The organism is Paenibacillus sp. FSL M7-0656, assembly GCF_038003225.1.
Classification (GTDB): Bacteria; Bacillota; Bacilli; order Paenibacillales; family Paenibacillaceae; genus Paenibacillus; species Paenibacillus amylolyticus.
Genome location: NZ_JBBOOT010000001.1, coordinates 342,897 through 358,418, shown reverse-complemented (window position 1 = coordinate 358,418; position 15,522 = coordinate 342,897). Strand labels below are relative to the sequence as shown.

The following is a 15,522-nucleotide window of genomic DNA, read 5'->3' as shown; positions in this document are numbered from 1 at the left end:
GAGGTGATCACCGTGGAAAGTCGAGATCAAGATCGCATACTGCCCGAATCTATAGATGAAAAATACTGGCACGCCATCATCCACAACGATAATTCTTATGATGGAACGTTCTTTTACGGTGTGCAGACAACGGGTATCTTTTGCCGACCTTCCTGTAAGTCCAGAGCACCCAAAGCTGAAAATGTGCTGATATTTCAACATGTTGAAGAAGCATTGGCACGAAAGTTCAGACCCTGCAAACGTTGTAAACCTACAGGCGAGCGGGTACCTGATCAGGAGTGGATATACGGGATCACGGATTACATCGAACATCATTACGCCGAACCTCTAACCTTGGATGTCCTTGCCACTGTAAGTCATGGCAGTCCTTATCATCTGCATCGTGTGTTCAAGCGGATTACAGGCCGCACACCGGTTCAATATATTCAGGATAAACGAATTACCGAAGCCCGGAAGTTACTTGAACATACCGGACTTACCGTCACCGATATTGGCCGCCATGTCGGTATACCTAACTCAGCTTATTTCATTACTGTATTTCGCAAACACACAGGTCTCACACCTGCACACTACCGCGAAAGGCATGAGAACTTATGAAGACAAATCTTACTTACAAAGTACCCAAAACGTTACTCAACAAGGGGACAGGGTTCCTTAATGGATATACACATACACTGAATCCTTACACAGGCTGCGCCTTCGGTTGTTCTTATTGTTATGTCAGACAGATGCCTGTCTCCCTATTTCGTAAAGAGGATTGGGGGAGCTGGGTGGATGTAAAACAAGAGGCCTCCCGGGTGTTCGCCAAAGAGTTGCAGCGTGCCCTGACGAAAGGCAAAGTTACTCTGTTCATGTCATCCAGTACCGACCCGTATCAACCCGCCGAATACAAGGAGTGTATCACGCGTTCATTACTTGAAACGATGGTACAGTATCCGCCCGATTTTGTATTAGTCCAAACCCGCAGTCCACTCGTTACCCGGGATATAGATCTGCTACAGCAGTTAGGTGACCGGGTTCGGGTCAGCATGACGGTGGAGACAGATCTGGACGATATGCGGAAGCATTTCAGTCCTTCCGCTCCCCCAATTGCAGGCCGATTACGTGCACTGGAACAGTTGCGGGATGCCGGAATACCCACGCAGGTTGCGATTGCTCCCGTATTACCCAGCAGTGAACAGTTTGCTGCCATCTTGAGACCTCTGGTTCAGCGTGTATGCATTGACGATTATTTCATGGGCGATGGCAGCGAGGGCAAGCGAACCCGGCGACTCGGCATGGAGTCGCTTTATCAAGAAGTGGGGATGGAGCATTGGTATCATCCAGATGCGTATCAGACTGTTGTACAGCGAATGAAAAACGTTTTTGCCGAAGATGAGATCTGGATCAGTCAGGCGGGATTTGAGCCCTAAATGGATATATAAGCTGAACTAAAGAATATTTACACTGGTCACTCCGATGACAGAACAACCTTCCGATCGCTGTTATTCCCAGATTTTTTTGATTTAATAAAAAACAGCCCCTTTCCTTGTTCGAAGGAAAAGGGGCTGTTTATCATGATATAAGTCATAATGGCTATCTTATTTATCCAATGTATACAATGGCAGATCCACCGGCAATGCAACCGGGCGCTGACACGAGCTTTTCATCTGGTAGAACGTCTGTTCATCTGATGAATCGTGGAATGCCCACATGGCCTCAAGTACGTGGTATGCCAGTTCCCCACTCGCACGGTGTGCACGTCCACTATGTGCTGCATAGGCCATATCTGCCACACCGATGCCGCGTGTATTTTCCTGATATCCTGGGAGGAGCGGAACTTCCGTCCATTCATGTTCACCCAGCAAGCGATAACGAACCGGACCACCAAAGGTGTTGGGGTCAGGTACCTGCAATGTACCGTGCGTGCCATATATCTCAATCGGTGGCAATGCACTTCCGCCAAATACGTCAAAACTTGTAATCAGTGTGCCAATGGCTCCCTGTTCAAACTGTAACAGACCGGTAACGTGAGTTGGAATTTCGACGGGAACCGTCTGACCTCTCTTTTTCTCACTCGTAATCGTCCGTTCTTCCATGGCTTTACCCGTCATGCCTGCAATTGACTTGATCGGGCCCATTAGTTGGACCAATGCGGTGAGGTAGTACGGACCCATGTCAAACATTGGCCCACCGCCTGACGCGTAATAAAACTCCGGATCTGGGTGCCAATGCTCATGACCACGGCTCATCATAAATGCGGTCGCCGCCACCGGCTTGCCGATTACCCCTTCTTCCACCAATTGAAGGGAAGTCTGGATGCCTGAACCAAAGAACGTTTCTGGTGCACAACCCACGAGCAGTCCCTTACGCTTCGCTGTTTCAAGCACGGCCTGCCCTTCTTCACGGGTAACAGCGAGCGGTTTTTCTACATACACATGTTTGCCAGATTCAAGCGCCCGCAAGCATACATCCGCATGAACGGAAGGAATCGTCAGGTTGATGATCAGCTCAATCTCGGGATCAGCCAAGATTTCGTCGACGCTGTATACGTTAGGCACGTTATAGGCTGCTGCCTGCTCCTCGGCACGTTTCCGGTCGAGATCCGCAACAGCAACAAGTTCCAGCACCTCGAACCGGTGACAGTTTTCCATATAAATACCGCTGATTTTACCGCAGCCAATAATGCCTACTTTCATTGTTTTCATACCTGGGGCTCCCTTCGCCGTGGATCAGAAATGGTTTATCCATTGAGGATGAATGGTTAACACTGAAGTTACGTTTGCAATCAAACTATAATCTCATTAGTTCTGGTTGTCCGCCATACCTGTGTACACTTCGGTTGCTGAACTTAATCGACTCTTGGCAAGTTCTTTGCCTGCTGCTGTCCATTTGAACCCACTGCGCATCATTTCAGTCACGGGTTTCATGTCTACAATGTCTGCATGATGTCCCAGTGAGTTGTAGAATACCCGTCCTGCGCCCCAGCGTTTTGTCCAGACAACAGGCATATCTACAGGACCATTCGCCGCATGCGGACCAGCCACCACTGGGAAACGAGTTGTTGCCAGCACTTCCACTGCCGGGTCTACGTGCAGGTAGTACTGTTCACTTTTCACCTGAAAATCTTCGATATGATCCAATAACGGGCTAGAGCCACGCTTCATGTTCACCATATACTCCACACCATCGTTACCTGGATGAGCAACCCATTGTCCACCCGTCATAAACTGCCAGTCTACGTTATTTCGGAAGGCATCACACATCCCGCCATGAAGACCAGCCAAGCCCACACCGCTCTGAACAGCCGCTGATACGTTATTGACGAGTTCTTGCTCAATCTGTCCCATTGTCCACAACGGCACAATCAGATCCAGACCTAGCAGCTTCTCTGCATCCGCATAAGACTCCAACGTATTCGAGACTTCAACCTCAAACTGCTCTTCCTTCAAAATACGCTCAAATATCGTTGCTACCTGCTCCGGTTCATGTCCATCCCAGCCGCCCCATACAATCAGTGCTTTACTCATCGTTTATTCACTCGCTTTCGCCTAGTTTTATGTGTTCAACCTTATTTCTGACTTCACTGTCTTGCTTGCTCACATCTCTTCAAGCGTCACCCAGCGCCGTTCTGTTACCGAACGTTCTACTGCTTCCAGTACAGCCTGACACGCGACCCCATCGTGGAAACTCGGTGATGGTTGGCGTCCTTCAGAGATCGCTGTCACCAGCTCCAGCATTTCATGGGTGAACGTGTGCTCGAATCCAATCGTATGTCCAGCAGGCCACCAGGCTTCAGCATATTTATGTGCCGGATCGGTCGCCAGTACACGGCGGAATCCCTGTACGTCCTCTTCATCCTTTGTGAAATACACTTCCAGTTCGTTCATCCGCTCAAAATCAAATCGTACACTGCCGAGACTGCCGTTAATCTCAAACGAGTTCGTACTGCGATGCCCCGCTGCAAAACGTGTAGCCTCGAAGCTGCCCAGCGCCCCTCCTGCGAATCGTGCCAGGAACAACGTAGCGTCGTCGACGGTCACTTCTCCTTTCGGTGCATCCGCATTCGAACTGCCCTTTGCACTCAGACCGGTCATCTCAGCTGCAAGCGGTCGTTCTTTGATGAAGGTTTCGCTCATGCCGATGACTTCCTGGAATTCACCAACGAGGAAACGAGCCAGGTCGATTAAGTGTGCACCCAGATCCCCGTGGGAACCGGAGCCAGCCACTTCTTTTTGCAAACGCCATACCAGCGGGAACGAAGGATCCATGATCCAGTCCTGCAAGAAAAAAGCACGGAAATGATAGATTTTACCCAGTCGTCCGCTCTCCACCAGATCCTTCGCTAATTGCACCGCTGGTGAGAAACGGTAGTTGAACCCGACCATATGTGCGACTCCAGCATCCTCAGCTGCCTGAAGCATCTCACGCGAATCCGCAAGCGACAGGGCCAGAGGCTTCTCACAAAACAGATGTTTGCCCTGACGAGCTGCTTCCAACGCAATTTCCTTATGGGCATCACTTGGTGCGTTAATATCAATCAGATCGATATCATCCCGCTTTACCAGTTCACGCCAATCCGTTACACTTTCGGACCAACCGAACTGATTCGCTGCCTGGTGCACTCCCTGCTCGTTACGTCCACAGATCACAGACATCTCAGGTTGCAACGGAGCAGACGGGAAAAACATCGGCAGACTGCGATAGGCATTACTGTGGGCCTTCCCCATAAACTTGTATCCAACCATTCCGACACGAAGACGATTTGACATGATCATTTCCTCCTTTGGAATAATAAAAAGTCTTTCAATATGTGTACCAATAAACTATTGACGGATAGAAGAAGCACGGATAATCAGTTCGGTAGGCAACAACGCTCTCGCAGATTTGGGTACCGCTACAACAGAGTTATTCGCTTCATGTGTATCACCCACAGACCCATGCATAAGCTTCGATACTGCAAGTTCACCCATCTCAAAAAATGGAACCCTGACGCTGCTCAGCGGCGGAACCGCCATCTCGGCGGCATCAGAGTCGTCATAACCCACAAATGCCGGAAAATCCGCAGGCCCTATTCCCCGCTCACGTAAACCATGCATGACACCAATGGCCATCCGGTCATTGGCCGCAAATACAGCATCAATCTCATGTAGGCGATCTGCTACAATCGCTGCCGCCTCAATGCCACTTCTTCTACTATAATTCCCTTTAAGCAATAGACTCGGCTCCAGCTCCATACCTGCTTCTTGCAGGCCAAGACAAACGCCTTCCATTCGCTCCTGGCTGTTGGAATAGCTGTCTGGACCATTGAGAAAAGCGATTTTGCGATACCCCTGATCCGTAAGATGACGTATGGCAAGTCTGCTTCCTTCCACATGATCCGCATCCACTTCCGTGAACGATTGGCCCTCAAAATGCTGATTCATGACACAGAATGGGTGTCCTTCCTGATGAAGTTGCTGCATGGCCGCCAGTTCTTCATGATCATCTCTGGCACCAAGGATAATGCAGGCATCCACTTTCTGACGCCGGAACAGATCCGTATAATTCATCACTTCACCGGGTGTTCGGAACATAACCAACAGGTCCATGCTATTGTCTCTGGCTTTGCTACCAATCCCACTCAGCATTTCCGAGAAGAAATACGCCGAGAACAGATGCGCCTTCGGAACATAAGGTAATACCACGCCAAGGTTTCCGCTTTTACTTCTGGCAAAACTGCGAGCAAGCGCGCTGGGCACATAGCCTAACTGTTCGGAAGCTTCAAGAACCTTGCGGCGTGTCTCTTCTTTAATAGGACCTACCCCATTAAGCACCCGGGAGACCGTCGCCTCGGAAACACCCGCAAGATCAGCCACTTCTTTACGAGATGCCATGAATTTCACCCCCTTTTATATAAGTTGAACTAAAGATTATTTACACTGAACTACGATGACAGAACAACCTTCCAATCGCTGTTATCCCCAGATTTTTCGATTCCTTTTTATAAAGGGGAAAATCCGGGGATAGCGTATGCTTCCGATGCAGCTTTCTTTCAGAAAGCTTTTAGGCGAACGCTTTGCTTTTTCAGGTTTTTTCTATCCTCTCCGTTATCGTGCAAATGATTAGTTCAACATATATAGCTCATCAATAAATCAAATAGTAATTAAAAATCGATATTTATGTACGCGCGTACATTTTCTCATGCCATGTAACCGTTGTCAATGCTTTTAACACAAAAAAATAATGAGGGTTTGGGTTAATCCAAGCCCTCATTATTATCTTGCCAGAGATGGTACTTTCATTAACTTCATGCTCTGTAATCTTAGGGGTTCAAGTTACTTATCAACCTTAAATACAACGATTTCAGTTGATCCTGTTTGTTCAATTATGGGGAGTGCAGCTCACAACGTCGTTGTAACGCCAAGATCAACGGAGGATTGACTAAACTCAGCTTGCTCCATCGTTTTCGCATGACTCGGAATGCGATCCGAGGGTTCTGGCGTGGATTGGAGCTGTCTTACTTTGTGCAACACTTCTTTGTTCGGCAGGAAGTGTTGGGAACGAATAAACCGAATTGTTTTGGTTTTGGCACGCATAACTATCGAATCCGTCTCGGCACGATCATCCGCAAGATATCGTACCCCTCCCAAGATCTCACCTGGCGTCACACCCGTTGCGGCAAAAATGACATCCTCCGTGCCGATCATATCCTGCATCGTTAACACTTTATAGGGATTATCGATCCCCATCTGCAAGCAACGCTGGAATTCGTCTGCGTTGGCAGGCATCAGACGACCTTGGATCTCACCCCCAAGGCAAGATAGCGCTGCGGCAGCCAGCACACCTTCTGGCGCTCCTCCAGATCCGACATACAGATCAATGCCCGCCTCCGGGAAGGCCGGTGCCATCGCACCGGCAACATCACCGTCACTGAGAAACTTGATCCGTACGCCAACCTTGCGTAGCGTCTTGATGGTACTCTCGTGTCGCACACGATCCAGAATCATCACAGTGAGGTCCGAGATGTTTTTGTTCAATGCGGCAGCGGCTTTCTCCAGTGTGACTTCAACCGGGTCTTCAATGCTGACCTTGCCTACAAGCGCAGGCCCTACCGCCAGTTTCTCCATATACATGTCCGGTGCGTGGAGCAGGTTACCTTTTCCCGCCACTGCAATAACCGATAGAGCGTTGTTTAGTCCTTTGGCCACGATTTCTGTACCTTCGAGCGGGTCTACAGCCACGTCAACCTCAGGGCCCTCAGCGTTGCCTACTTCCTCGCCGATGTACAACATGGGTGCTTCATCCATTTCTCCTTCACCGATTACCACCGTGCCGCGAATGGACACGGAATCGAACATGGCGCGCATGGCCAAAGTAGCCGCTTCATCTGCACTGTTCTTGTCGCCTCGTCCCATCCAGGGGGCTGAAGCTAACGCAGCCAATTCTGTTACTCTGACAATTTCCAACGCCAGTTCGCGTTCCATTTTTCCCACTTCCTTTCCAATTTCCAAAAGCATAACGTGAAAGCGGTACTAAATCCATCGCAAATCCATATGAAATTGATCTATAATCGGCGTAGTAGCACCTTTTTAACGATTTATACCTTATTTATCCAATTAATATATTGATCGATTTTGCTCCTTTTTTCGGCTGGTTTTAAGAGTCCAATCCACCTGATTTCTCACTTGAAATATTAATTTTAATTTCCATTTTCCACTCTAAAACTAAATAATTCAACATGGTGGATTAACACGTCCGTTTCATGCGTACAAAGTTCTTTTAACATGAGGTATATACAACTTTTGTACTGATTATTAAGAATTTAACGATATCTAAACAAACCACGAACGAAAACGATTTTCGACTGACTGTCCAAACGTAGAAATAAACTAATAAATTGTAATAATGACTTTGAGATCAGCCTATTACCTTCACGATTATTGAGCAAAATATTCCTGTTAATTATGTATTAATCAGGCCTTTAACTTTTGCTAAAGCCATAGATGCAGCTTATGAAGGTCATCGAAAATAATTAGTTTACATAATATTTGTTATGTATTAACCTTCGCCAATTTCTTCATTTTATTATTCAACGGTTCTGGTAAAACATAAAAAAGCCCGAAAGAATTCTGCTCAATAGCATTTTTCTCCCAAGCTTTTCCCTCGATGATCCAGTTACAGTATCGTTTTTTTCATTATAAAATCAATCTGTTCCTCATCTCCCATGTAAAAAGCATGAGCTCCTGTCTGTACAAACCCCATCTTTTCATAAAATGCGATGGCATTTTCATTTTTCTCCCACACGCCTAACCAAATATTCGTTTTGTGTTGTTCTGTTGCCATCTCTATGGCTTTATGGAGCAGTACCTTACCCAGGCCATGTTTTTGGAACTCTTTTTTGATGTACACCCGCTCGATCTCAAAGGATTCCAAGCCCATCTTCTCAGACTGAGCATCATTGATATTCACTTTCATGTACCCTGCCACTTTATGGTTGACATAAATAAAAAGAAATTGTGAATCCGCCACGGACAGTTCCGTTTCTAATTGCTCCCGATTAAACGCCTTTTCCAGATAAGCTTTCATATTTTCGGGTGAATTTTGCCCTTTAAACGTTTCATTAAACGTCTCATAACTAATCTCCTGCAGTTCACATACATGTTCAATGGTACATATCTCTATACGAATCGTCATCTATATTCACATTCCTTTAACAAGTTAATCGTTTGTTGCAAATGCACTAAAAAAGGGTTACATTGAATTTAGCTCAATTTTGTTGTATTTGCAACATAATATCAAAAAAGAGGTTGAATGAATTTGAAATATGTACTTTTTGTCGCAGGTATTCTCATCTTAACACTTGGCATTTCCCTTACCATCCAATCTGAACTGGGCACCTCACCGTTTGATGCGCTTCTGGTAGGGCTGTCACATCATGTAGGGCTTAGTGTAGGAAGCTGGGAGGTCATCATTGCTTTCCTATTAATTGGATGTAATTCGCTTTTGAAGCAGCAAAAACCCGAGTTCCTGGGTCTCGTCACTGCATTCATTACTGGTGTGGGGATTGATATCTGGCTTTATGTATCTGATTCCTTGATCACACCCGAAGTTTGGTACAGCAAATTAATGACTTTTGTCATTGGTTTAGTGATCATAAGTATCGGCACGGCGATTTATTTACAGACCAATTTTGCACCCATTCCGATTGACCGCTTAACATTAATCTTGCATGAAATCACTCAAACGCCCTTATTTGTATCGAGAACGTTCATTTACCTTGTATTTTTAATTCTGGCGTTTCTGCTCAGTGGGCCAATCGGGCTTGGAACGTTGATAACCGTATGTTGTGCAGGTGTACTTCTTCAATTCATCATGGGCCATACGAAAAAGATAATAGATCGCATATTAACAGACATGAATACATCGTCACATACTACAAGTGAAAAAGAACATTCCGTTTAATCGGTGTACGCCGTCTACACCATAAAAAGGCTGGATCAGAGGTTCAATCCCTGATTCAGCCCATTAAACGTGCTATCTACCTTTACGGCTCAATTCCCCATACCAGCTGACCGTTCACATACCCGGTAACCTTATCATGGTTCGCGAACTGACTACCGGTTGCCTTGAACGAGTAATCGTTAGTTTGAGTGTAATTCGACCAATTGTTTTTGGAAAAGCGTGTTTGAATCTCTGCGCTCTGGCCCGCATTCAGTGATCCCGCCGCACTTGTAAAACCCACTTCAAGATAATGATCCGCTCCGGTAACTGGAGTCGCCAGTTTAACGAAATTGCTCGTTACATTCGCACTGCCCATACTGGCCCAGTCGGACCAGAAACTCTGAGCTTCCTCCCCGTCAATTGTATAGTAATACCGAAGTTTTACATCACTTAACGGAATATCCGAATTGCCTGAGTTGACCAATTTGAACTTGGGTGAGACGCCGTTGGTGGATGCACTTGTATTGCCGTTAAAAGCTTGAATCGTCAAATCCCCCGCTGGCACATTAACCGTGCTGTCTACCACATTCACCGTTAACACAGCGTTATTTCCTCCATTGAAGTGAAAGGTCAATACGTTCTGGCCCAGCGGTAGTGTAGCAAGATAGGATTTGTTCAGAACAACAGCAGAGCTGGATGCTGTATAATTCTGACCTGATACAAGTGTAACATTCCCCTTTGTGATGCCTGTAAGCTGACGGCCGTTTAAGGTGAGAGATACGGTAATATCCTGTGCTGAATTCGTCGCTTTATCAAATGTTGCATTTACAGGAGAGATCACAGCATTTGTACCCGGTGTTGAATCCACAATTTTGACTTTTAACACAGGGTCCTGACCTTGATTAAAATCCAGAACAATCGAATGCTCACCAACTGGCAGGGTTGCCAGATAAGATTTTTTCAGTAGCAATGTGTTTCCGTTCAAGGTATAGTCTGTCGTTGCGGTCAACGCATTGTTGCCTGCCCGGAGAGCAGTTAGCGTATTGCCGTTTGCATTCACGGTTACGGTTTTATCGCTTTGATTGGGTGTGTATTTGTCAAATTCAACGTTTCCAGGTGTGATGGATGCATTGGGGTTGGGATTGTTAACCTTTAGATTTGGCAGCTCATCCAACGTAATGACATAATCACTTTGATAAAGCGTTTTCAATGTTGCCGGGTAATTAAAAGCAGAACTCATCAGATGCTCGCCATACCAAGGACAGAAGTACAGCCATCCTGATTTCTCCTCTGTCAGATTTTTCACGCTTGGGATCGTATCGTTCTCCGTCATGGCTACCATTTTGGTACCATTCGTCAATTCAACAAGCTTATAGAAAATCGAGGTAATCGCATCTTCATTCGGTACACCGGACAAACCGTCATAACGGTTGTAGATCGTATTGTATTTATCATATCCGACGAGATCTACCTGATCATCGCCCGGATACCAGGCAGGAGAAGTGCTGTATACGTAGCTGTTGTAGGTCCAGATCAGATTATGCAAGCCATACGTCTCGGTCAGTTCGGTATACAGCAGATCCCATAGCTCTTTGTACACTTCTGCGCCTGCCGAAGCCCACCAGAACCATGCACCTTCCCCGTTCAGCCCGCCGTTGCCTTCTGCTTCATGATACGGACGGAAAAGCACTGGCACATCGTTATCTTGCAAAATCAGCAATTGTTCTGCCAGATCCTCGATGGTCATCATCACGTATTGATACTCTTTGGTACCGGGAATTACCGCATTGGCTGTATTAAAATTCGTTTCTGTTGGCTTGTAGGTCGCCTCTTTCCAATCCACAAAGTCCCCAAGCTCATACGTATTGAAATTACGAGGTACATTGATATGCCAGGAAGCGGTTGCAATACCTTCACGGTTATTCACCCAATCAATCATGCGATCAGTTGTACCGTCCTCCCAACCATACAACGGATTATAGTTCATCAGATCAAAGCCACGGATAGCCGGATACTTTCCAGTCAGATCATGAATCCACTCGAATTCAAGCTCCGAATCTCCGTCATTCCCTCCTCCGTAGATCTCTTGCTGACCAGAAATAATGTTGTTTCCGTATACCTCCGTTAAATAATTCATCAAAATTTGAGTTTCAGGTGTAGCTTCAGGATCAGTGAGAACTGGCTGCACATTCAGGGGATCCAGATCAGCATGATCCACTGTAAAAGTATCAAAATACGCGAAGCCCCAGCCAGCCTTCAGTTCAATCGTGTTGGCACCCTGATTCAGCTTGTGAAAGCCAAAATCGAAGTCTGACCATGTTGTCGTGTAAGGTAGCATGAACGCCCCTTTCGTAACACCATTCACGATTAAATTTTGTGACCTGCCATCTGCACTGAGCTCCTGCATATATCGTGTGGAGATCGCGTACATGCCGGTTTCCGGGACAGTTACTGTGAAGGTTAATGTGCCAGAGTTCTGCATCCAGACAAATCCGGCCCCTGAGAATCCGGGCTTGGGTTGCCCATAGATTGAAGTAACCACTTGAAGATCCGGGGTGAGCTGAGCATCTTCGCTTTCGATGGTGAACAATGGTGTGTCTGCATGAACGGGCGCTGTCATTAATCCAAGCAGTAGGACCAATGCCAGCATCATTGCGGTTGCCTTTTTGAGCAAATTTTTCATCAATTCCATCTTCCTTCCCAAGTGAAATATGATAATGAAATGTCAATGAACCCATTCATGATGGCGCTTTCATTTTAAACATAGCATGCACACCAATATTTGTAAATATATGGTGAATGAGAATGTTTTAAATTCTTTTGTACCAGTACTTTGAACATTATATTTCCTTTCTCTCATCCGAGTTGATAATTGACGAAAACGGTTCATAATCCAATCAATTTAGCGTATGAAACTTCATCTCACATTAGATGTGTACTTGAAAGAAAAACTGATAAACAACAAAAAAAAGCATTCCTATTCGGATGCTTTTTCACGTATGTTTCTTCAATTGCCCTTGCTTATGTCTGCGTCCTGCGTCCCGCCTCAACTTACGGTTTCCTCGGTAGACGTTTCTTTTACCACACAGCGTTCCCCTGCCTTGCGTACCGCCCGAATAATGCCACCGTAGCCGGTACAACGACACAGATTCCCGCACAATCCTGTTTCAATCTGTTCTTGAGAAGGCTCAGAATGTGCATCCAGTAATGCCTTGGTTGAGATCACCATGCCTGGAGTACAGTAGCCGCACTGGAAGCCACCTTCCTCCACAAAAGCCTGTTGAATCGGATGCAGAGTGCCTTTCTCCTCGCCGTGCAGACCTTCAATCGTCATAATGTCACTGCCTTCACATTGATAAGCCATGACAAGACAGGAATTCACGGGTTCTCCATCCATCAGAACCATACATGCGCCGCAGCGACCAACTTCGCAGGATACTTTGGTACCCGTTAGTTGCAAATGAGTCCGAAGCACATCGACAAGTCGGGTCGTTTGCGCGATCTCCAGATGTTTCTGTTCGCCATTCACAACGGCTGTCCAGTGATTCTCAAGTGGTTTACTCATGATGGACTCACTCCTTCCTGCAAAGGTACATTTAAAGGTCTGACCAGTTGTTCCCTCGGTACAGGAAGACGGTTAACCCATACGCCTGTCGCCTGGTGAATTGCAGCTGTTATGGCCGGCGCAAGCGCAACGGAGCCTATCTCACCGATCCCCCTAGGACCAAACGCATCACCTTCGGGTAAGTCTTCAATAGCCTCAACCTCCAGATTGGTATGAATATCCTGAATGGTTGGGATCAGATACGTGTCGAGGTTCGTGGTTACATAACGGCTGTCCTGCATGACCGCATCCTCCGTTAACGTGAATCCAAGCGCCATGACACTGCCACCTTCAATCTGTCCGATATAACCCATAGGGTTGATAACCGGGCCTGCCGCTACAACATGGCGTGTATCAAGTAGCTTGGTTTCGCCGGTCAATGTATTTACTTCTACCTCTGCCGCAACCGCCGCATACGTATACAAATAATGCCCGCCTACCACGTTGTCTGGCGTAGTTGGGTAATCAAACTTTGTATCAAAAATCCATTCATCGGCTTCGCCCTGCGTTGCGAGTTCAGCATACGAGATCAATAAGCCTGATGAAACTCCCTGTTTCGCCAGGTATTGAGATGCACCTAAATAACTACTTTCAGCAGTTTGATCACTTTCAGTCCCTCCAGCAACGATCTCAGCCACTTCAATTCTTTCAGCCTTCTCTAGTTTTCCTGCTTCTTCAGACGTTTGATTTACGCCTTCCAGCGCCAATGCTACTTTCTTCTCGCTCTTTCCTGTTCTTTGCACATCTGTTTCTACTTCTGAAGTTTCGGCAGGAAGCTGGCCTTTGCGCCATATACCCCCAGGCCCTGTCACCAGTTCATCTGCCGGAACGCCTGACATTTCAGACGCGACAGCGAGAACACGGGAACGAAATGGAGTCTGCAAGCGTTGAAGAGCCATCCAGGCCATCGTTGTTGAACGTGAAGCTGTACTTGATCCGCTGTGGGGCACACGATCCGTATCGCCGATGATAATACTGAGATCCGATGTACTGCATTGGAACAGATCACATAACATAATTTCCAGCGTTGCAATGAGCCCCTGACCAAATTCCTCGTAGCTGAACGCCACCTCAATCTTGCCTTCGTTGTTCAGGGACAGGCGGCCTCCCGCAGGATCTGGAATGCCATAACCCAGCCCTGCACCATGCATGGCGATGGCTGCTCCGACTCCGCGTTTGATCCACGGCGGCAGAGCAGGATCTGCCGGGGGACTCTGATGTTTTTGCCACAGTTCGGAGCGATCCAATGCCTCCCACACTTGGGACAGTCCATCCGTAACCAGAATGCGTTGATTCAGTGGTCCAGGATCATTCTTTTCCCTCATATTACGTCTGCGGAACTCCCAAGGGTCCATGTTCATGATTGCTGCAAGTCGATCCATCTGGCCTTCCATGGCAAAAATCGCCTGATTCCCGCCAAATCCGCGAAACTCACCTGACAGCCCGTTATTCGTATATACAGATACGCCTTCCACATCCACATTTGGAATAGCGTACGGTCCAAGGCAATGCTCGGTACAGAAGTTCAGTACGGGTGCACCAAGTGTGGCGTACGCTCCGGTATCTGCTGTTATACGGACACGATGCGCTTGGATGATGCCTTCTCGACTCATGGCGGTCTGCATTTCAATCTTCATTGGGTGACGTTTCAGTCCTGCACGCACGGATTCTTTACGAGAATTATGCATTTTCACAGGACGTCCGCATCTCAAGGCCAGTAGTGCACCATAGGGCTGTACGTTTAGTTCATCTTTTCCGCCAAACGAACCACCAATCGGTGAAGACACCACCCGGATATCTTCTTCAGGACAGCCAATAATGCGTGCAAGCTGCATCCGGTCTTTATAGCCATGTTGCGTTGCCGCGTATACATTCAGCCTTCCCTCTTCATCCGGGACAAACAGGCCACCTTCTGTCTCCATGTACGCATGCATCTGGCGAGGCGTATAATACGTCTCTGTCACGATATGATCACACGTGGCAAAAGCTTGCTCGGCATCTCCACGTTTAATCTCCGTCCGATGCAGCACATTACCTGGTCCATGCTCATGCAGCTCTGGTGCACCTGGAGCCAAGGCAGCGTCTGTACTATTCAGAGGTGTGAGTTCCTCATACACTACACGGATCGCATCCAGTGCAAGCGCCGCACGTTCCGGGGAATCCGCAGCAACCGCTGCAATGGCATCCCCAACATAACGTACAATATCCTCGCAGAACACAGGCTGATCCGGGGTCGCTATGCCAAAACGATTCAGACCAGGCACATCTTTGGAGGTTAGAACCGCATAGACACCTTCCAACGCCTCAGCTTCTGAAGTATCTATAGACAGTATACGAGCATGAGGATATTCGCTTCGCAATACTCTGCCATGAATCATGTCAGGTAGCGTCATATCCGTCAGATATTGAAGCTGGCCTGTAACTTTGGGTGCCCCATCTGGCCGCAGGTGCCAGCGTTTCCCGCTCTGTTTCCGATTCAGCAGCATGATGCCTCTCCCCCTTTGTGTGATCGAAGT

At 47.2% G+C, this 15,522-nt stretch carries 12 protein-coding genes; 3 read left to right on the top strand and 9 right to left on the bottom strand.

Annotated features, from left to right (window positions below; translation table 11 throughout):
• Positions 1-12 precede the first annotated feature (12 nt).
• Entirely contained in the window at positions 13-597 is a 585-nt protein-coding gene (locus tag MHI01_RS01520) for a bifunctional transcriptional activator/DNA repair enzyme AdaA (RefSeq protein ID WP_200868514.1), read from the top strand.
• Positions 594-1,412 carry an SPL family radical SAM protein gene (locus tag MHI01_RS01515; RefSeq protein WP_340982337.1) on the top strand — a complete coding sequence of 273 codons (819 nt, stop codon included), beginning with the start codon at positions 594-596 and terminating at the stop codon, positions 1,410-1,412. Before MHI01_RS01520 ends, MHI01_RS01515 begins: the two co-directional genes overlap by 4 nt.
• 168 nt (positions 1,413-1,580) lie before the next feature.
• On the opposite strand, the gene MHI01_RS01510 is transcribed toward MHI01_RS01515, so the two are convergent.
• From MHI01_RS01510 to MHI01_RS01485, 6 genes are all read right to left on the bottom strand, one after another.
• On the bottom strand, positions 1,581-2,687 hold the full coding sequence (locus MHI01_RS01510) for a Gfo/Idh/MocA family protein (RefSeq protein ID WP_340982336.1): 1,107 nt from the start codon (positions 2,685-2,687) through the stop codon (positions 1,581-1,583).
• A gap of 96 nt (positions 2,688-2,783) precedes the next feature.
• Positions 2,784-3,509: a ThuA domain-containing protein gene (locus MHI01_RS01505; protein ID WP_340982335.1), complete on the bottom strand. Its 726-nt coding sequence runs from the start codon at positions 3,507-3,509 to the stop codon at positions 2,784-2,786.
• Between the two features lie 69 nt (positions 3,510-3,578).
• Positions 3,579-4,751, bottom strand: a complete 1,173-nt coding sequence (locus MHI01_RS01500) for a Gfo/Idh/MocA family protein (RefSeq protein ID WP_076317674.1) — start codon at positions 4,749-4,751, stop codon at positions 3,579-3,581.
• Positions 4,752-4,805: 54 nt separating this feature from the next.
• On the bottom strand, positions 4,806-5,855 hold the full coding sequence (locus MHI01_RS01495) for a LacI family DNA-binding transcriptional regulator (protein WP_036613777.1): 1,050 nt from the start codon (positions 5,853-5,855) through the stop codon (positions 4,806-4,808).
• A gap of 507 nt (positions 5,856-6,362) precedes the next feature.
• The gene (glpX, locus tag MHI01_RS01490) at positions 6,363-7,445 is read right to left on the bottom strand and encodes a class II fructose-bisphosphatase (RefSeq protein ID WP_036613775.1); all 1,083 of its coding nucleotides are present in this window, start codon (positions 7,443-7,445) and stop codon (positions 6,363-6,365) included.
• A gap of 691 nt (positions 7,446-8,136) precedes the next feature.
• Positions 8,137-8,655: a GNAT family N-acetyltransferase gene (locus MHI01_RS01485; RefSeq protein WP_340982334.1), complete on the bottom strand. Its 519-nt coding sequence runs from the start codon at positions 8,653-8,655 to the stop codon at positions 8,137-8,139.
• Between the two features lie 123 nt (positions 8,656-8,778).
• Between MHI01_RS01485 and MHI01_RS01480 the strand changes: the two genes are divergently transcribed.
• Positions 8,779-9,423: a YczE/YyaS/YitT family protein gene (locus tag MHI01_RS01480; protein ID WP_340982333.1), complete on the top strand. Its 645-nt coding sequence runs from the start codon at positions 8,779-8,781 to the stop codon at positions 9,421-9,423.
• Positions 9,424-9,505: 82 nt separating this feature from the next.
• On the opposite strand, the gene MHI01_RS01475 is transcribed toward MHI01_RS01480, so the two are convergent.
• The 3 genes from MHI01_RS01475 to MHI01_RS01465 form a co-directional block, all read right to left on the bottom strand.
• The gene (locus MHI01_RS01475) at positions 9,506-12,085 is read right to left on the bottom strand and encodes a X2-like carbohydrate binding domain-containing protein (RefSeq protein ID WP_340982332.1); all 2,580 of its coding nucleotides are present in this window, start codon (positions 12,083-12,085) and stop codon (positions 9,506-9,508) included.
• Between the two features lie 363 nt (positions 12,086-12,448).
• The gene (locus MHI01_RS01470) at positions 12,449-12,967 is read right to left on the bottom strand and encodes a (2Fe-2S)-binding protein (protein WP_340982331.1); all 519 of its coding nucleotides are present in this window, start codon (positions 12,965-12,967) and stop codon (positions 12,449-12,451) included.
• Positions 12,964-15,492, bottom strand: coding sequence for a molybdopterin cofactor-binding domain-containing protein (locus tag MHI01_RS01465; protein WP_340982330.1), 2,529 nt, complete (start codon positions 15,490-15,492; stop codon positions 12,964-12,966). The genes MHI01_RS01470 and MHI01_RS01465 overlap by 4 nt, the downstream gene beginning before the upstream one ends.
• Between the last annotated feature and the right edge of the window lie 30 nt (positions 15,493-15,522).